Consider the following 18668-nt stretch of genomic DNA (forward strand, 5'->3'; position numbering starts at 1 on the left):
GTGTGGGAGTCATTATGTCTAGGGCTCAAGGAGAGTTTCGGTGTATCGTTTAGCGTTTTTTATTTCCTTAATAGTTTTTAGTGCTAACACCCTTGCTTGCAGTTGTGCAGAACAACCACCTTCTGTGCATTTCAGTAACGCTAGTAATGTGCTGAATGGGCGTATTATGAAATTGGAAATTTTATTTGATAAAGACAATAGACCTTATCAAAAAATCACTTTAGACAACAAAAGTATGCTTAAGGGTAATTACACAAAAGTCATATATTCCACAATGGACGGTAATGCATGCCACGGAATGTCTTTTTCATTGGGGAAAGAGTATGTTGCTTTTACAGACGACTCTAATTGGATAACGGGTTATTGTGGTGGTACTCAGTTAATTTGGGATAACTTCGACTTTAGTAAAGAGTTCTTAAAATCTATTCGAGCATTAAGCCCTAACAAGCAAATAAACTAGGACACGTAACAGTTGGCTACGTTTCGCTTCGCTACACAATTTTAGCCAACCATTACTTAGCCTGTTATTTGGGCGTTGAGGCTGTAGAATTACTCTTTTTAGGAACGTATCCAACTATTCTTGGTTGGTTGCTTTTTAACCTTGAATCCATCTGTTCGCTGTGATCTAATAGATATTATTCACCCACGGTAAACTGTTATGGCTAACTACAAGCCTGACTTATCCTGTCAAAATAAATTCATTCCTATCAATTTCGCTGAGCAAATTCTGCCTGGCACTTTTGAGTATGCCCTTTGTTATATTGTCGAAAATAAACTCGATTTATCGGGATTTGATGCGTGGTACAACAATGACAAAACGGGCGCGGCGGCGTATCCACCTTCGGTAATGCTAAAGATTATTTTACTGGGCTATGCACATGGTTTTATCAGTAGCCGTCGAATTGCTAAAGCGTGTGAGACGAACATTTTATTTATGAGTGTGTCGGGTGATATCCAGCCACATTACACATCTATAGCGGGTTTTGTGGCTAAAATGCATGAACAGATTGAGCCACTTTTCACGCAAGTGCTGATGATATGTGATGAGGAAGACTTGATAGGCCGCAACATGTTTGCCATTGATGGGTGTAAATTAAAGTCCAATGCGAGTAAAGAGTGGAGCGGCACATTCGATGAGTTAAGCCGCAAAAAAGCAAAACTAGAACTCGCAAGCAAACGTATTATTGAACGCCACCAATCACAAGATGGACTGGGCGAAGAATTGATAACTCAGGATTTAAAACAAAAAGAAAAGCTAGATAAAAGTGCAGATAAAATCACCGAGTTTTTAGCCACTCACGAAGAGAAAACAGGCAGTAAAGGCAAGCCTGTTAAAAGTAATATCACTGATCCAGATAGTGCAAAAATGACGACCTCAAAAGGCACAATCCAAGGTTACAACGGCATAGCGATAAACGATGATAAACACCAAATTATCCTGCAAGCACAAGCGTGGGGCTCAGTAGGCGAGCAACAAACTTTACAGCCAGCCGTTGCACAATTAAAACAGCAACTCGCTAAACTCAATACAGAAAAAATGGCAGATGAGCATACCATCAAATTCACCGCAGACAGTGGGTTTAACAGCGAAGTAAATCTTGAATTTATGGCGCAAAGTGGGTTCGATACGTATATTGCGGATAACCAATTTAGAAAACGAAATCCGCTGTTTAAAGCCAGCGAAACATACGAAACGGAGCAAGAAAAGCGCCGACTAAAACGCAGCAAAGGCAAGCCACGATTATTTACCTCAGATGATTTTCATTATAATGAAGCAACCCAAACTTGCCGCTGCCCCGCAGGCAATGCCATGTGGCGAAGTGGTATCAATGTAAAAAGCCACAACCAACAATACACGCGATTCTGCGGTTATTTAAAAGACTGTAAAACGTGCCCGCTACAGCAGCAATGCATGCGAAAGCCACCCATTAAAACGGGGCGACAAGTACAGTTTATAAATAATGAATCGCACAAAAAGCTGAGCTATGTTGATAAGATGAAAGTAAAAATAGACAGCCCCATAGGGCGACGACAATACAGTAAGCGATTAGGCTGTATTGAGCCAGTGTTCGGAAACATTACAGTGAATAAAGGGATGAATAAATTGACCTTACGGGGTCAAACGAAAGTGAATGCGCAATGGCAACTGTATTGCCTTGTTCATAATATAGAAAAGCTGCAAAACACGATGCATTAAGAAGGGTAAGCGCTTTTACCCTAAATAAAAGCCACTCAAGTACCCGTAATCCCGTCCAAAACGCCAATTAAAACAACACCAAACTCCCACTTTATATTCTGCATAAAATACAGTAATCGATTGAACCAAAATAGGAACTCAGCTATGGTTTGTTTATCAATAAAAATAAATAAAAAAACGAGTTAATCTACAGGCTCGTTAGTTTCAAGGAGATATCGTGAAGTTAATCCTATTAGGTGCTGGGGCAAGTTATGGCAGTGGGCCTACTGAACCTTATGCTCCTCCGTTAGGAAATACTCTGTTTAATGAGTTAGAAAAGCGCGGAGGAATTTCTGCAGCTGTACCTGACGAAATAAAAGAGCAATTCAGGTCTGATTTTGAAAAAGGCATGGCGGCCTATACTGATTTTACAAATGATAATACTATTGGATTTCAGCGTGAATTAGCTCATTATCTTGCAAGTTTCAGTCCTTTAGATGGCAACACCTATGTAGAATTAATTAGAGAGTTTGGAATAAAAACACTATATATGTAAGCCTAAACTACGACCTTTTGTTTGAGCTAAGTGCAGGCAACAAACTAGACACCCATCCTAAATTTTGCACTTTTCAAAATTAAAGGCTAGCCTTTAATTAGTACAAAAAACAAGCTGGGTGTCTTATGGCAATTGCAAGAAAACGACAAGTAAGTTTGGTTGATACAAAATACTACCACTGTATTTCGCGTTGCGTGCGCCGTGCATTTTTATGTGGCGAAGACCGTTTTACTGGTCAATCTTACGAGCATCGACGAGGGAAAACAAACTAGACACCCATCCTAAATTTTGCACTTTTCAAAATTAAAGGCTAGCCTTTAATTAGTACAAAAAACAAGCAGGGCGTCTTATGGCAATTGCAAGAAAACGACAAGTAAGTTTGGTTGATACAAAATACTACCACTGTATTTCGCGTTGCGTGCGCCGTGCATTTTTATGTGGCGAAGACCGTTTTACTGGTCAATCTTACGAGCATCGACGAGGGTGGGTTAAAGATAAGCTGCTTGAATTAGCGAAGGTATTTTGTATTGATGTATGTGCTTACGCTGTTATGAGTAATCACACCCACTTAGTACTGTATGTTGATGATAAAAAAGCGAATCGATTAAACGATAAAGCGATTATCATTCGCTGGCATAAGATCTGTAAAGGTACTGTACTTACGCAAAAATACATACAGGGTGAAAAGCTAAGTAAAGCCGAACTTATCTTTTTCAATCAAACAGTAAACGACTACCGCGAGCGCCTATCAAGTATTAGCTGGTTTATGCGGTTGTTAAATGAAAACATTGCGCGCAGAGCAAATAAAGAAGATAACTGCACAGGACGGTTCTGGGAAGGCAGATTTACATCACAAGCATTACTAGATGAAGCAGCACTTGCCGCTTGTATGGCGTATGTCGATTTAAACCCAATTAGAGCTAAAATGGCTAACACGCCTGAGGAATCAGACCACACCAGCGTTAAACAACGACTAACATACGCAAAAGAAGGCAAACAACCAAAACAACTACTGCGCTTTGCAGGAATGCCACGTCAGATAATGCCAAAAGGACTCCCGTTTGAGCTTAAATCGTACCTTGAACTTGTTGAATTAACAGGGCGTTGTATACGAGAGGATAAACGCGGTTATATTAAAAGTACACACTTACCCTTACTCGAAAGAGTTAATATTTCCCCCGAAAACTGGTTAAAGCTTACAACCCAATTTACGCGCGTATTTCATGGCGCAGTTGGCAGGCCAGCCTCACAAAAAAGTTATTGTGAAAACTTAAAGCGAAAGCGGCGAGCGAATATCAGTAACTGCGAAAAGCTATTGGCATAAAACTTAAACTACTCAGTAAAACTATTCAGTAATAAATCACAACTGCACCATGCAGTTATTTTCATGGGCCGAATTTAGGTTTAAGCGTGCTAATTTTTTTATGGATGAAATGTAAGTAACCGAGTAGTAAAAGATAAATTCTTAACCAACAAATTAAATTTAATGGCAACGTTTTGTTTGTTTAATTATAGTGGCTGTCTAGTTTAACTGATTAAAGTAGCTTCATAGTTTAGCTGTAGTTTAAAATGGCGATAATTTTAATCTTTTTTAAATTTAGCTGCTGGTAATATAATAACTATTCCCGCCCATATCCCCCAGAAAAATATAGCAGGAAAAATGTCACTGATAAAATAGGACATACTTGTATAGTATCCTTCAGGCGCTGATGAATCTGAAGAAACAAAAAACACACCTATAGGTTTAAGGTAGGCAGGATAATGCGAATTGGATTGAAAAATCATACTAATATAAGGCCATACGAGTAACCAATAGATAGATCCAGAAATCTTATTAAACAATATCCGTTTTAATTTACTTTTACTTATGAACATTTATAATTTTCCGTATTAGGTAGGTTTTTTTGTGCTAACCACTTTGCTTTATATGCTCCCCAACCAGCTAGTGAATCTTTATTTTGAGAAACCGATTGTAACCCCAAAATAATCAACTCTTGTGTTGCTTTTACAGCTAGTTTACCTGAATTAGTATTCAAAGACCCTGAGTGTATATCACCTTTGGAGTGTGGAGTAATTGTGTCTATTGGTGAACCATGTTTCTGCTTATCATAATCAAATATTTTAATGATTGGATGGGGGTGGTTAGCTTCTGCAGCATCAACACCACTGATCATAGCTTCTTTTCTGCATTTGATTTGATATATAGCTTTTTCACTTCTTACTGTATGGGCTGGAGAAAATGAATCTTGTAATGCGTGTAAAGCCAAAGCTAAATGTTTTACCCCGTACCTCCTAGTTTGAAAAGTTACATTTTCATTATCATTTTGAAGCTGTTTTAAAATATTAACTTTTTGCTTACACTCAATCACCCATCGATCCATCTTCTCCTTAATGAACACACAGCCATTAATATATGAGTCATATTCGGTTTCATTAGAAGATTTCATGAAGTGATAACGCTGGCCAGTTGGAGCTTCATGTGTCCAACTTTCATCAAAATCAACCGCTGCGATTCGTCTTGCAAGATTTTTTCTAGGATTGACCATGTAGGCAATAAATGCAGAGATAAAATCAGCTCGATTTGAAACTTCGGGGGTTGCTCCACTGATAAGTCCCATTTACGAATATTGGAAGGCTACAGAGTTTCCTTTCCACTTGACAGTTTTTTTGCATTTGAGTAATTGCTTCTACAGATATCTTTATATGTCCATCGGCTTTCATTTGCGATTCCTTTGCTTTATGTTTCTTTAGAAAAAAGAGGTAAGCATCCTGTAGAATAAACTTACTTTTTTCCTGCTTGATTTTTAGCCAATTGATATTAAGTCAGGCTTATAGTTTATGTCAATGCCCATCAGTATAATTAGGAGCATAGGCGTTACTAGAACACGTTATCCGAGCAGACGCTGTATTGCTTTATACAAGTTATACTTTGGCTGTGTCTAACTTTGACTAAATATTAATAAAGCAAATTAACATGACACATATGGACGCTCCCTTGAAGTCAAGACGAGCCGATGTATAAACATCTAAGTTTTTGCTTTTGTTAATTATCATGTATCCCATTTCCCAGTAATGATGCGTCACAAGCTTGCTAAAAAACAAAGATAAATAAGCCAGACGCCCATCCTAAATTTTGCATTTTTAGAAACAAGTTGTATAGATAAATTAAGATGGGTGTCAGTCAAAAAGAAATGTATATTTTTGTTAAACCGTTCGGTTTTTATTAAGTAGTTTTATTAAAAACGCCCACTAATGTTAAACTATAAAAAATTTAATTATTTAATATTACCATGGCATTTTACATTCCTTTATTACAACCTCATTTTAAGCACATTGAAATTGGCGATACGTTAACATCCCTTTGGAGTGGCTGTGGCAGTATTGTGCAGTGCCAGCTTGATGATGAGGCATGTGTTATTAAAGCGATTAAAATACCTAGCTATATAAACCATCCAAAAATTAAACAAAGCGAATTTGCACTTAAAAGAAAGCAGCATTCCTATAGCGTTGAATACACTTTTTATAAGCTTTATAGCCAGCATTTACCAGTACATGCGCAAAGTATTGAATGTATAAGCGCAATTAATAAAGATGATGAATACGCGCTGGTGTTTAAAGACTTTACCAAGCATGGGTTTACTCAAGCGAAAAGCGAACATATAAAAGCTATATTAAAGTGGCTTGTGCACTTTCATGCATTTAACCTAAACAAACCTGTTGACGGCTTGTGGCGGCAAGGCAATTATTGGCATTTAAGTACGCGGCCAGATGAGTTTAATAAATTAAAAACAAGCGCGAATGAAAAGTCCGATATTAAAAATTTTGCACATAAAATAGATGAGGAACTACAAAGTTGTGCGTATAAAACGCTGATTCATGGCGATGCAAAACTTGCTAACTTTGCAGCAAATGAGCGCGATAAAATACTCGGTTATGATTTTCAGTATATAGGTGCAGGTAGTGGGATAATTGATGTAATGTATTTTATGACCAGTTGCTTAAGTGATGCACAATTACACGAATGGGCTGAGGATTACCTTGTGTACTATTTTGATAATTTAAAGGCTGCTATTAATATTTATCACCCTACAGCACCAGCAGGTAAAATAGCTGACGATTGGCTCGTTTTATGGCCTGCGGCATGGGCTGACTTTTATCGGTTTTTAGTTGGCTGGAGTCCTGAACATCAAAAAATAAATAGCTATATGCTTAAGCAAGTAAATAACTGGTTAGCAGCTAATATTTAATAAACAGACTGTGTTAGCCACTTGCATAAATATCAAGCAAAGCAATAGATTTTTGCACAGCAAATGAAAATCCCTTTAAAATTACAGGTCAAATGACCTTTTTTAATATAAAATACCGCTAATTATTGTCTCTGTAGGTTTTTATCATGGCTATTCACGTTATTACTCATCCTCTTGTTCAACATAAACTTGGTTTAATGCGCGCATATGGCATTAGCACTAAAAGCTTTCGTGAACTGTGCTCTGAAGTAGGCACATTATTAACCTACGAAGCTACTAAAAACCTTCCACTTGAAGATAATGAAATTACCAGTTGGGACGGCAATAAATTAAATGTGCAGCACATTAAAGGTAAAAAAATTACAGTAGTGCCTATTTTACGTGCAGGCCTTGGTATGATGGACGGTGTAATGCAATTACTACCAGCCGCTAAGGTTAGTGTTGTAGGTCTTCAACGTAACGAAGAAACGCTAGAGCCAATCCCTTATTTTGAAAAGTTAGTAGGTAATATTGACGAGCGTTTGAGCCTAGTTATTGACCCAATGCTTGCAACCGGTGGCTCAATGATTGCAACTATCGACATGCTTAAAAAAGCAGGCTGTAAAGAAATTAAAGTTATTATACTTGTAGCAGCACCGGAGGGCGTTGCAAAAACACTTGAGGCTCACCCAGACGTAGAAATATTTACTGCATCAGTAGACAGCCACCTGAACGAAAAAGGGTACATAGTGCCTGGTTTAGGTGATGCGGGCGACAAAATATTCGGTACAGTTTAGGAGTGTTCAGTGCAAAATAACGCCACATTTTCTATAAAAACCATTTTAACGGGTGCACAAATGCTGTTTGTAGCATTTGGTGCATTGGTGCTTGTGCCGCTATTAACAGGGCTCGATCCGAGTGTGGCATTGTTTACAGCAGGGTTTGGTACTTTGCTGTTTCAGATAGTGACTAAAGGTCAAGTGCCTATATTTTTAGCCTCTTCATTTGCTTTTATTGCACCTATTATTGCTGCCGTGCAAATGTGGGGTGTGCCCGCGACAATGGGGGGCTTAATGGCGGCAGGTTTTGCATATATGCTGTTGAGCTTATTAGTAAAATTTAAAGGCGTAGCAACGCTTCATAAAATTTTACCACCTGTGGTTGTAGGCCCCGTAATTATGGTTATTGGTTTAGCCCTTGCACCTGTTGCTGTAAATATGGCGATGGGTAAAAGTGGCGACGGCAGTCTTCAAATTATTGATTACAATAACGCTATTTTTATTTCGATGTTTTCGTTATTAGTAACGCTTGTTTTTGCAGTATGGGGAAGGGGGGTATTTAAACTTATTCCTATTCTGGCAGGGGTTGTAGCGGGTTATGGCTTATCGCTTATTTTAGGTGTTGTGCAATTTGACGCAGTAAGTAATGCACAATGGTTCGCTGTGCCTAACTTCACATGGCCAGAATTTAAATGGCAAGCTATTTTGTTTATGGTGCCTGTGGCTATTGCGCCAGCCATTGAACACATTGGCGATATGATGGCGATTAGCCAAGTAACCAACAAAGACTTTTTGAAAAAGCCTGGGCTTCACCGTACTTTGTTTGGTGACGGCTTAGCTACATCAGCCGCGTCATTATTTGGTGGCCCGCCTAACACTACTTACTCAGAAGTAACGGGGGCAGTAATGCTTACCAAAAACTTTAATCCAAAAGTAATGATGTGGACGGCCATTATTGCTATTGCTTTAGCGTTTATCGCTAAAATGGGGGCTGGGCTGCAAACAATACCAGTACCTGTAATGGGCGGTATTATGATTCTACTTTTTGGTTCTATTGCCGTTGTTGGCCTAAATACACTGGTTAAGTCGGGAGATGATTTAACTGCGCCGCGCAACTTAAGCATTGTTGCCCTTATTTTAGTGTGCGGTATTGGAGGAATGCATGTTGGTGGTAGCCAATTTAGTTTGGAGGGCGTAAGTTTATGCGCCATCTTAGGTATCGTACTTAACTTAATATTACCTAAAGCAGAGCCTGTAGAGGCTTAATTTTGAACATTAACTAATTAGTTTGCACCATAATAGCGCATTTTAAATGCGCTATTTTTTTAACCTATTAAAAAATATACAAAAAAAATATTGGTCTAGTATCTGCATTTACTCCTTCAGAACGTATTGTATGCAAGGAGTTACTATGTCAGAGGCCAATATTGTGGATATAACCCCGTTTTTAGCAAAGCACCAACTGCCTTTAAAGTATCAATATTTGAGTGAGCAATACTTTGTTCCACTCGCGCATGACATCCTCGAATCTAAAAAAACAAATACTCCTATTTTTGTTGCCATAAATGGATGCCAAGGATCAGGGAAAACAACACTCGCTGATTTTTTAGTTACGTGGTTTTCTAAAAACACATCCCTTAACAGTGTCGCATTATCTATTGACGATTTTTATTTAGCTAAGCAAGCGCGTAAACAACTTGCTGAGGATGTTCATCCACTATTTGCAACTCGTGGTGTACCAGGTACTCATGACACGGAGTTGATGAATAGCACTATTTCGCAGCTATTAGCAGGTGATATAAATGTGCCATTACCACGCTTTAATAAACATATTGATGATTGCGTTTCTCAAAATGAATGGTTAGCTAATTCAACGCCTGTCGATATTGTTATTTTAGAAGGATGGTGTGTAGGCAGTGAGCCGCAGCCATTATTTTCATTGAGTGAACCGCTTAATGAGTTGGAGCAGCTTCATGATAAGGAGGGCGTGTGGCGTCGTTGTATAAACAGTTGTTTAGCCAATGAGTATAAAGCAATCTTTAATAAAATTGATTACACCGTAATGCTTAAAGCGCCAAGCTTTAGTGATGTATTTACATGGAGACAAGAGCAAGAGCAAAAACTAATTGCTAAAGAAGGTGCAGGATCAGGCACGATGACTAATGCGCAGTTAGTGTGGTTTATTTCTCATTTTGAGCGTATTACACGCGAAAATTTAAATACTTTGAGCAGTAAAGCAAACGCACTGATTGAGCTTGATGCTAATCGCGATATAAGTGGGATGCATTTAATTAGCGATGACACCCTTCAGCCAATTATTTTTACCGATTTAGATGGCACTTTACTCGATCATAGCGATTACAACACCAGTAATGTGAGTGTGTTATTGCAACAGTTACAAAACGCACATATCCCGGTGGTGTTTAATACCAGTAAAACATTTTGCGAAGTGGTTGAAATTAAAAACGAGTTAAGCATCCAACAGCCTTTTATTGTTGAAAATGGCGCTGCAGTTTATATACCCGATCACTACTTTGAACTTAAACCGATTGGTTGTAAAAAAGTTGGCGCTTATTGGTGTTTTGTATTAGCTAAGCCTTTGTCGCGTTTATTAAGTGATTTAGAGTCGCTCGATTCTAAATACAAAGCGCATTATAAATTATTTAGTAACTTAACCGGTGAACAAATCTCTGAGTTAACAGGGTTGAGTGACGAACAAGCAAGGCGTGCGCAAACGCGAGACTACTCAGATCCACTTTATTGGTATGGCAATGATGACTTACTAAATACCTTTGTCGAAGATGTTAAAGCGCTTGGTTACGACATAAAAGTAGGAGGGCGCTTTATTCATATTGCCAAAAATACAGACAAAAGCGCTGCACAGCAGTGGTTAGTTAAGCAGTTTACCCATCACTTTAGAAAGCCTCTCACAGTCATAGCATTGGGCGATAGTGATAACGATAAGCAAATGTTAGAGCAAGCCAATATTGCCATTATTATTGCAAATCCGGCGAGCAAAAAACCGGTTAAATTGTCACATAACAAGGCACGCTATTCACAATCGCCAGCACCATTAGGTTGGATTGAAGAAATAACATCACTACCTTGTATTAACAGTATTTTAAGTATTACTGAGGAGCAAACATCTCATGGCTGATTTTTACCAAAATGGCGTAATTACTACATTACACAATATAGCTGACCGACCAATTGAAGAGCTAGAAAAAGAATTAATCGGGTTTAGTAAGCAGCGTCCAATGGGGCTTATATTACCATCGTTATTTAGCGAGTTAGAAGGCCCTGCGCTGCAAAATATAGTTAGCGAGTTGCGTGAAGTACCGTATTTATCGCAAATTACTATTGGCCTAGATAGAGCTGACGAAGCACAGTATCGCCACGCACTTGGTTTTTTTAAAGAGTTAAATCAAAACCACAAAGTACTTTGGAACGACGGCCCGCGCTTACAAGCTCTTGATAAAGAATTACAAGAGCTAGGCGTAGCGCCAAGAGAGCTTGGAAAAGGCCGAAATGTTTGGTACTGCATGGGTTATAAGCTAGCAACAGCAGAAGTAGAATCTATCGCGCTGCATGATTGCGATATTTTAACCTACGACAGAAGCCTACTTGCTCGCTTAATTTACCCCGTTGCGCATCCGCGTTTTAACTATGAATTTTGTAAAGGCTTTTACCCGCGTACAGCAAACGGAAAAATTAACGGCCGTGTATCACGCTTATTAGTAACGCCACTACTGCGTTCATTCAAAACTATATTAGGTAACCGCGACTATTTGGAATACATGGACTCATTTAGATACCCATTAGCAGGTGAGTTTTCGTTCAGACGTGATGTATTAAACGACATTCGCATCCCAAGTGATTGGGGATTAGAAATTGGTGTACTAAGTGAAATGTATCGTAATTATTCACATAATCGTTTGTGCCAAGTAGATATAGCCGATAACTACGATCACAAACACCAAGCACTATCACTTGATGATCAAAGTGCTGGGTTATCTAAGATGTCGATTGATATAACCAAAGCTTTATTTAGAAAGCTAGCAACACAAGGCGTTACTTTTACCAGTGAAACTATTCGCTCACTCAAAGCAACGTATTACCGTATTGGTTTAGATTTTATAGAAACCTACCATAATGATGCAATAATGAATGGCTTAACGCTTGATGTGCATCAAGAAGAAAAAGCAGTAGAAATGTTTGCACAAAATATTATGAATGCAGGGCAACAATTTTTAGATAACCCAATGGAAGCGCCATTTGTACCAAGTTGGAACCGTGTTGTGTCAGCAATGCCAGATGTATTTGAGCGCTTAAAAGAAGCAGTGGAGTTAGATAACAAAGAATATAGCCAACCTAAAAAATAAATGTTCAGGTTAAGTAACTAAAAAATAAAAGGGGCGCATGTGAGCACAGTTAACGAACTATTTTTACAGCGGGTAGAGCAACATCTTCGAATAATTTATGAGGATGTTGAACTGCCCTTATCAATTGCTGAGCTTGCTCAGCAATTGATTAAGATTATTTTAGGCAGCAGTCCACTGCGCGACCCGACACCGCATACAAATAGGTGGGATGAACAAGATATAGTATTGATAGCTTATGGCGATTCAATTATTAAGCATGATAATAGTGATTTTGCGGTATCGAGCCCAATGGAAGCTCCGCTCAAAACACTACACCGATTTATAAAAGATCAATGCGATATGCAACTTAATGCGCTGCATATATTACCATTTTACCCGTACAGCTCAGACGAAGGCTTTGCAGTAATGAACTACGTGCAAGTTAACGAATCGCTAGGGGATTGGGGTGATATTCAAAACATAGCCAAAGATGTAAAGCTAATGGCTGATTTAGTAATTAACCATTGCTCAAGCAGAAGCGTATGGTTTGAGAATTTTTTAAACGATTTACACCCAGGTAAAGATTACTTTAAAACGGCAAGCTTAACTGATGATTTAAGCCAAGTTGTACGCCCGCGTACCTCATCGTTATTGAATACCGTAACAACGCCAAGCGGCGAAAAACACGTATGGTGCACGTTTAGTCACGATCAGGTTGATTTTGATTTTGGCAATCCCGATGTACTTAAAGAATTTGTGGGCATAATTCGGCATTATTTAGACAACGGTGTGCGCTTATTTAGACTCGATGCAGTTGCTTTTTTATGGAAGCAACTAAATACAAATTGTATTAACTTACCACAAACACATGAAGCCGTAAGGCTAATGCGCACGCTTATTGAGCATGTAGAGCCAAGTGTGGTCATAATTACCGAAACCAATATCCCAAATCAAGAAAACCTATCGTATTTTGGTAACGCCAATGAAGCGCATGCGATTTACAACTTTGCACTGCCACCATTATTGCTACACACTTTGTTAAGTGGTGATAGCACAGCACTTAAACACTGGATGATGAGTATGCCTCCGGCGCAAAACGGCACAGCCTACTTTAACTTTATAGCATCGCATGACGGAATTGGGCTTAGGCCAATTGAGGGTTTATTAGAACCTAGCGAAGTGGCTTCACTCGTAAGCACAACGATGCAATTTGGTGGGCGTGTTTCAATGCGTACCAGTAATGACGGCACACATACCCCGTATGAGCTAAACATTGCATTATTCGATGCGCTACAAGGAACACATAACGGCCCAGACAAATTTGGCCTTGAACGGTTTATGTGTGCACACGCAATTATGTTTGCACTTGAGGGAATACCAGGGCTTTATATCCATAGTTTACTTGGCACAACAAACGATTACGAGCGTTTTGAAAACTCTCAACACAACAGAGCCATTAACCGTCATCGTTGGCAAGAGTCAAAATTGTTAGCAGCGATTGGTGAAAAATACAGCCATCATCATAAAGTATTTATCGGTATTAAAGCGTTATTGGGTGTACGTAAAAAGCAAAGTGCGTTTCATCCTAATGCCACGCAGTTTACGCTGCATTTAGCGGGGGGATTATTTGGTTTTTGGCGACAAAGCATCGATAGAAAGCAAAGTATATTTTGTGTTTATAATATAAGCGATAAAGCACAAACCTTAATACTAGCCGATTTAAACCTAATTAATACGCAGCAATGGTTCGATTTAGTCGCAGTAAACACAATAGAAGAAGGGCAGCTAAATATTGAACTCGAGCCATATCAAAGCGTGTGGTTGAGCAACCTGCAGTAAATATTTTTAACGATTTAAATATAAAACTAACTGTAAAGGGGCTTTACAGTTAGTTTTAAGCCATTTCACTACCCGAGTTACTTTCTTTTCTATCCTTGATACAATCTGTATGTTTTTAACTTAGTAAGGTTGTTCATGAAGTCTTTTTATATATTTTTCACATTGTTATTTAGCTCATTAGCATTAGCTGATCAGCCTGTTGATCTCGAAATAAACATGAAAAACACAGGCCTTGCTTATAAACAAACAGTACAAGCAACTGATCTAGCAGAATTTAATATCGCAATCGATAAGTTTATTAAGCTGGTAAAAGTAAGTAGAACAGCCAAATTTTATAAAGAGCCCGAACAGTCATTACAAGGCCTTGATAAAGTAATTGCTCAGGCTGAGCTTGCTAAAAATGCGGCTAATGAACAAGGGCTCGCAGAGGCGAAAGCATCATTAAAAAATATAGATGATTTACGTAAAAAATATCACAAACTACATGAGCCACCAGGCTTTTTTGAATTATTGTTTGGTTCGTAATCTAGGCTTAAACTAAAAAATTATGTATTAGTAAATATTTTAACCAACATTTAGGTTATATAAGGAATAACAATGGAAATTTCAGTTTCAATGTTAGAAGGCCAAAAGCAAAGTGCAAAATTTGGCGATTTAGAAGTGATAAGCGATCAAAGTATTGCTGCGGGTGGGAGTGCCGAACACCCTGAACCTTTTGACTATTTTTTAGTGAGTATGGTGCTATGCGCAGGGTTTTACGCACGAAAATTTTGTGAACAACGTGATATTTCTACACAAGGAATGACGCTAACGCAAAACAATGAAAACGTTGATGACAATGGTAAAAAGTTATTTGCTATTGAAATTAACCTGCCAGAGGGTTTTCCTGAAAAATATAAAAAAGCCCTTATAGCTGCTGTTAATACGTGTACTGTTAAAAAAGTAATTCAGGCCATGCCTGAATTTTCAGTCATTGTAAAATAGTAACGTCCTAAAATTAGGTAGCTTAAATAAGCTACCTAATTATGTATTAATACCCCGCTGAGATTACTTCTTTTTCATCCCTTGAACGGCTTTAAAGCGAGGGTTGCTTTTACAGATAACAAATACACGGCCTTTGCGTTTAACTATCTGACAACCAGCGCGCTGTTTTACACTTTTGAGTGAGCTAAGTACCTTCATTATTTTTCCTCTTTTTTACTCGTTGAAACACCTTTAAATCGACGATTAAACTGTGCAACACGACCATCTGTGGTTACGGTTTTTTGCTTACCTGTATAGAAAGGGTGTGAATCACTCGACACATCAATAGGCACATACGGATAAGTTTTACCGTCTACCTCAACAGTGCGGTTGGTTTTAATTGTTGAACCGATAATAAAATAAGAGTCGGCAGCGGTGTCGTGAAAAGCAACTACTTGGTAGTCAGGGTGAATATTTGGTTTCATAATGCGCCTCAGTAAATGATATGTGATAATATATCATTTAATTTAACGCATTTTTTTGTGCTTTGCAAATAGTTTTAAAAGCAGTGAAAAGCACCAGTTTGATGGCTATTTGTGCAAATAAATCAAAAAATAAGCACTTAGATTAAAAATGCTGGCTATTAGCGTTTAGGCTGTTATAACTATATTTAAGCTAATAAAAACGTTAAAACCGCATTTACAGTTGATCACAGAGGTAATGTATGAGCGACGCAGTACAACAACAAGAAAAAATAGATCAAGGGGTGATGGATACCCTAAGAGAGCGTGACCATAGTGCCTTAGCACATCAACTTAATCCTTTAAGTTGTAACCACAACGACATTGTTGAGTTATTGGCACAATATATGGCACTCAGTGAGCAAGACAATGATGAATTGTTTGACGATTGGTTTGATAATTTATCTAAAGAACAGCATACGGTATTAAAAGTTTTTGAAATTTATCGAGGTCAATATGAGCATCAAAACTAATATTGTTTTAGATGCTTAGTTTTACTCTAAATACGAATAATTTAACTTTATGATTAAAGCGTTATTAGACTAATATAAATTTACTCTCTGATTAAAGTTTGGTTATACCGAGCTAAATTAGTTTAATAATTTCAAGTTTTTAAGAAATGTTTGTTAAAATTAGTCAGTTAACAGGAGTCAACAGTGGCAGACATTAATAAGTTAGTAAATAATATAAAAACAATAGTGAAAGATAATCAAATACCGCTTAATAAACTAATGACACCTGACTTTATTAGCTCACATACAAAGTATAATGATTTTGATAGTTTATTGGCCGGAGGCGGTTTTGAAATAACGGATGAAAAACAATTTAATTTATTTCCTAGTAACGATTGGGAAGCGTAAATAACTAGGCAAACGCAGTTTATATCATGGAGAGAGATGAGGATGAGAGCCATGGTTATTTATGTTGGTTATCAAATAACACTCGATGATTAATTTATTACCTTTATTATTTCTATTTTAAAAGATCACAAAGTTAGTTTTGGTTTTATAAAATCTAAAAAAGCGACAATACGAGACGAAACTGCGCTGTTTTTATAATAAACCGCTTGTATAATTTCACGATTATTTGGCCTCATAACCGCATTGGGTAGTAATTCAATAAGTCGCTTTTCATTTATGTCATTTCCAATCATAAAATCCGAAAGTAAAGCAATGCCTTGCCCTACTAAACATAATTGTCGTACTGTCTCTCCGCTACTCGCGCTCAGCGAATAGCTTAGTTTTAAAGGTTGAATTAACGGCCAGCTATTAAGTTTAGGTGAGTCGGTAAAACCAATTAATTTATGGCTGGTTAAATCATTTATAGCATTAATTTTAGGGTTACTTTTTAAATACTCAGGGCTTGCGACTATACGCAGTTTACTATGGCCTAACTTACGAGCATGTAGGTTTGAGTCCTTTAAATCACCAATGCGTATGGCTAGGTCGGTTTTATGTTCAAGTAAATCAATAATGCTATCGTGCGAGGTTATATCAAGCGTTATGTGCGGGTATTGCTTAGCAAATTCGCCAATTAAAGGCGTAAGTTGGTGCAATACAAAAGGGCTTGCCGCATCTATTCGCAGCTTGCCACTTGGCGCTTGTTTTAAAAGCTTTATGGCTTCTTCACCGGTATAAAGCGTATTTAATCCTTCGCGCGCATATTTTATAAAAGTATGGCCTTCTTCGGTAAGTTCTAATCGGCGTGTTGTTCTGTTTAGCAAAGTGCATTGCAGTGTATTTTCAAGGCGTGATACAGCTCGCGACACTTTAGCCACCTGTTGATTGAGCAAATTAGCCGCCCCCGAAAAGCTTCCGCAATCGACTACCGTTATAAACGTTTCTAAATCTTCAGTTTTTGAATGAACAGCCATAAATATACCAACACCATCTTTGCATTATTAACAAAAGTATTTTGTCACTAATGCTATTTTTTGCAAATGATATTTTAGCCAAACTACATTCTTCAAATATTAATGAGGATATAACTATGCCATTGGCTTTGTGGGCGCTTACCTTAAGCGCATTTGCAATAGGAACAACTGAGTTTGTAATAGTGGGGTTAGTACCCACCATTGCAAACGACTTAGGCGTAAGCCTACCTTCAGCGGGTTTGCTTGTAAGTTTATATGCGGTTGGCGTTGCTATTGGTGCACCGGTGCTAACAGCTTTAACGGGTCGTTGGAATCGTAAAGTGGTCTTAATAAGCTTAATGGGCTTGTTTGTATTGGGTAACTTACTTGCTTGGCAAGCGCCAAGTTACGAAACATTAATACTTGCGCGCATTTTAACGGGGCTTGCCCATGGTGTGTTTTTTTCAATCGGATCGATGATTGCCACAAGTCTAGTAAGCAAAGACAAAGAAGCCAGTGCAATTGCCATTATGTTTACCGGGCTTACTGTAGCACTCGTAACTGGTGTGCCACTGGGTACATGGATTGGACAACACTTTGGTTGGCGTGCAACGTTTTTAGTTGTGTCGGTATTAGGTTTAATTGCATTAATCGGCAGCTCTATTTTAGTGCCAAAAAACTTAAAACAATCAATACCAGCCACGTTTAAAGAGCAACTACAAGTAATCGTAAAACCGCGTTTATTACTCGTGTATTTAATGACGATATTGGGCTACGGCGGCACGTTTACAGCGTTTACTTATTTAGCACCTATTTTAGAGCAACAAACAGGCTTTGCGCCTTCGGCTATTGCCTTAATAATGCTTGTTTACGGCGTATCGGTAGCGGTAGGTAATATTTGGGGTGGAAAGATGGCCGACAAACGCGGCCCAATTAGCGCACTGAGCATTATATTCAGCGCTTTGAGTATTATTTTACTGATATTTACTTTTACGATGGAATCAAAAATTGCTGCTGTACTTACTATTTTAGTCTGGGGCGCATTTGCTTTTGGTAATGTGCCAGGCTTGCAACTTTATGTAGTAAAGCAAGCACAAAAGCACACGCCAAATGCGGTAGATGTTGCATCAGGTTTAAACATAGCCGCATTTAATATTGGTATTGCACTTGGCTCAATTATTGGTGGTAGCGTAGTAGAGAGCATGACCCTGCAAGACACAGCATGGATAGGCGCTGTTATCTCTGTTTTAGCACTCGGTGTTACACGCTACAGCGGTATGCTTGATAAACGTGAAATTCAGCAAGCATAAAGTCTTAGCAGGGTCTGTTGACCTTTTAGGATTAAATTTGTTCAATCTAGGGAGGATTTAATCACGGAGCGAGGTTTGTAACCTA

The 18668-nt window shown here is 38.3% G+C and carries 19 protein-coding genes and 1 pseudogene; 16 read left to right on the forward strand and 4 right to left on the reverse strand.

All coding sequences use genetic code 11. The features are described from left to right. Positions 1-166: 166 nt before the first annotated feature. From DO88_RS01675 to DO88_RS01660, 5 genes and pseudogenes are all read left to right on the forward strand, one after another. Positions 167-460: a hypothetical protein gene (locus DO88_RS01675; protein WP_232224835.1), complete on the forward strand. Its 294-nt coding sequence runs from the start codon at positions 167-169 to the stop codon at positions 458-460. Between the two features lie 198 nt (positions 461-658). Further along, positions 659-2197 (forward strand): transposase, encoded by a 1539-nt coding sequence (locus DO88_RS01670; RefSeq protein ID WP_033040885.1) that lies wholly within the window; start codon positions 659-661, stop codon positions 2195-2197. Positions 2198-2414: 217 nt separating this feature from the next. Next, positions 2415-2732, forward strand: coding sequence for a hypothetical protein (locus DO88_RS01665; protein ID WP_050482473.1), 318 nt, complete (start codon positions 2415-2417; stop codon positions 2730-2732). 125 nt (positions 2733-2857) lie between these two features. Next, a pseudogene (locus tag DO88_RS18930) lies at positions 2858-2992 on the forward strand (transposase); the annotation flags it as partial. Positions 2993-3081: 89 nt separating this feature from the next. After that, positions 3082-4056: a transposase gene (locus DO88_RS01660; RefSeq protein ID WP_033040887.1), complete on the forward strand. Its 975-nt coding sequence runs from the start codon at positions 3082-3084 to the stop codon at positions 4054-4056. 541 nt (positions 4057-4597) lie between these two features. Here the strand turns inward: DO88_RS01660 and DO88_RS01650 are convergent. Continuing rightward, positions 4598-5350 carry a hypothetical protein gene (locus DO88_RS01650; protein WP_033040888.1) on the reverse strand — a complete coding sequence of 251 codons (753 nt, stop codon included), beginning with the start codon at positions 5348-5350 and terminating at the stop codon, positions 4598-4600. Positions 5351-6022: 672 nt separating this feature from the next. On the opposite strand from DO88_RS01650, the gene DO88_RS01645 reads away from it, so the two are divergent. The 8 genes from DO88_RS01645 to DO88_RS01610 all read left to right on the forward strand — a co-directional run bounded on the left by DO88_RS01645 (position 6023) and on the right by DO88_RS01610 (position 14921). After that, on the forward strand, positions 6023-6979 hold the full coding sequence (locus tag DO88_RS01645; RefSeq protein ID WP_033040890.1) for a phosphotransferase: 957 nt from the start codon (positions 6023-6025) through the stop codon (positions 6977-6979). A gap of 146 nt (positions 6980-7125) precedes the next feature. Then, a complete protein-coding gene (gene upp / locus DO88_RS01640) occupies positions 7126-7755 on the forward strand; it encodes a uracil phosphoribosyltransferase (protein WP_007378878.1) in 630 nt (209 codons plus the stop codon). 9 nt (positions 7756-7764) lie between these two features. Then, the gene (locus tag DO88_RS01635; RefSeq protein WP_007378877.1) at positions 7765-9003 is read left to right on the forward strand and encodes a uracil-xanthine permease family protein; all 1239 of its coding nucleotides are present in this window, start codon (positions 7765-7767) and stop codon (positions 9001-9003) included. 145 nt (positions 9004-9148) lie between these two features. Continuing rightward, positions 9149-10894 carry an HAD-IIB family hydrolase gene (locus DO88_RS01630; protein WP_033040892.1) on the forward strand — a complete coding sequence of 582 codons (1746 nt, stop codon included), beginning with the start codon at positions 9149-9151 and terminating at the stop codon, positions 10892-10894. Next, a complete protein-coding gene (locus DO88_RS01625; protein WP_008137237.1) occupies positions 10887-12119 on the forward strand; it encodes a hypothetical protein in 1233 nt (410 codons plus the stop codon). Before DO88_RS01630 ends, DO88_RS01625 begins: the two co-directional genes overlap by 8 nt. Positions 12120-12158: 39 nt before the next feature. Further along, positions 12159-13937, forward strand: a complete 1779-nt coding sequence (locus DO88_RS01620; protein ID WP_008137235.1) for a sugar phosphorylase — start codon at positions 12159-12161, stop codon at positions 13935-13937. Positions 13938-14072: 135 nt separating this feature from the next. Next, positions 14073-14462 (forward strand): cytochrome b562, encoded by a 390-nt coding sequence (locus tag DO88_RS01615; protein WP_033040894.1) that lies wholly within the window; start codon positions 14073-14075, stop codon positions 14460-14462. A gap of 72 nt (positions 14463-14534) precedes the next feature. Further along, the gene (locus DO88_RS01610) at positions 14535-14921 is read left to right on the forward strand and encodes an OsmC family protein (protein ID WP_007378872.1); all 387 of its coding nucleotides are present in this window, start codon (positions 14535-14537) and stop codon (positions 14919-14921) included. A 63-nt stretch (positions 14922-14984) separates the two neighbouring features. Here the strand turns inward: DO88_RS01610 and ykgO are convergent, their stop codons facing one another. Together ykgO and DO88_RS01600 are read right to left on the reverse strand one after the other, a co-directional pair. Continuing rightward, positions 14985-15119, reverse strand: coding sequence for a type B 50S ribosomal protein L36 (gene ykgO / locus DO88_RS01605; protein ID WP_033040895.1), 135 nt, complete (start codon positions 15117-15119; stop codon positions 14985-14987). Next, complete coding sequence (locus DO88_RS01600) at positions 15119-15385, reverse strand: type B 50S ribosomal protein L31 (protein WP_007378870.1); 267 nt, start codon at positions 15383-15385, stop codon at positions 15119-15121. The genes ykgO and DO88_RS01600 overlap by 1 nt, the downstream gene beginning before the upstream one ends. 239 nt (positions 15386-15624) lie before the next feature. Between DO88_RS01600 and DO88_RS01595 the strand changes: the two genes are divergently transcribed. Together DO88_RS01595 and DO88_RS0118445 are read left to right on the forward strand one after the other, a co-directional pair. Continuing rightward, a complete protein-coding gene (locus DO88_RS01595; protein WP_007378869.1) occupies positions 15625-15894 on the forward strand; it encodes a hypothetical protein in 270 nt (89 codons plus the stop codon). A 183-nt stretch (positions 15895-16077) separates the two neighbouring features. Further along, positions 16078-16281, forward strand: a complete 204-nt coding sequence (locus DO88_RS0118445; RefSeq protein ID WP_232224836.1) for a hypothetical protein — start codon at positions 16078-16080, stop codon at positions 16279-16281. Between the two features lie 125 nt (positions 16282-16406). Here DO88_RS0118445 and DO88_RS01590 read toward each other — a convergent pair whose 3' ends face one another. Beyond that, positions 16407-17294, reverse strand: a complete 888-nt coding sequence (locus DO88_RS01590; protein WP_033040896.1) for a LysR family transcriptional regulator — start codon at positions 17292-17294, stop codon at positions 16407-16409. Positions 17295-17410: 116 nt separating this feature from the next. Between DO88_RS01590 and DO88_RS01585 the strand changes: the two genes are divergently transcribed. Beyond that, positions 17411-18583: an MFS transporter gene (locus DO88_RS01585; protein ID WP_007378866.1), complete on the forward strand. Its 1173-nt coding sequence runs from the start codon at positions 17411-17413 to the stop codon at positions 18581-18583. Positions 18584-18668 lie beyond the last annotated feature (85 nt).

The organism is Pseudoalteromonas sp. S3431, assembly GCF_000690035.1.
GTDB classification, from domain to species: domain Bacteria; phylum Pseudomonadota; class Gammaproteobacteria; order Enterobacterales; family Alteromonadaceae; genus Pseudoalteromonas; species Pseudoalteromonas fuliginea.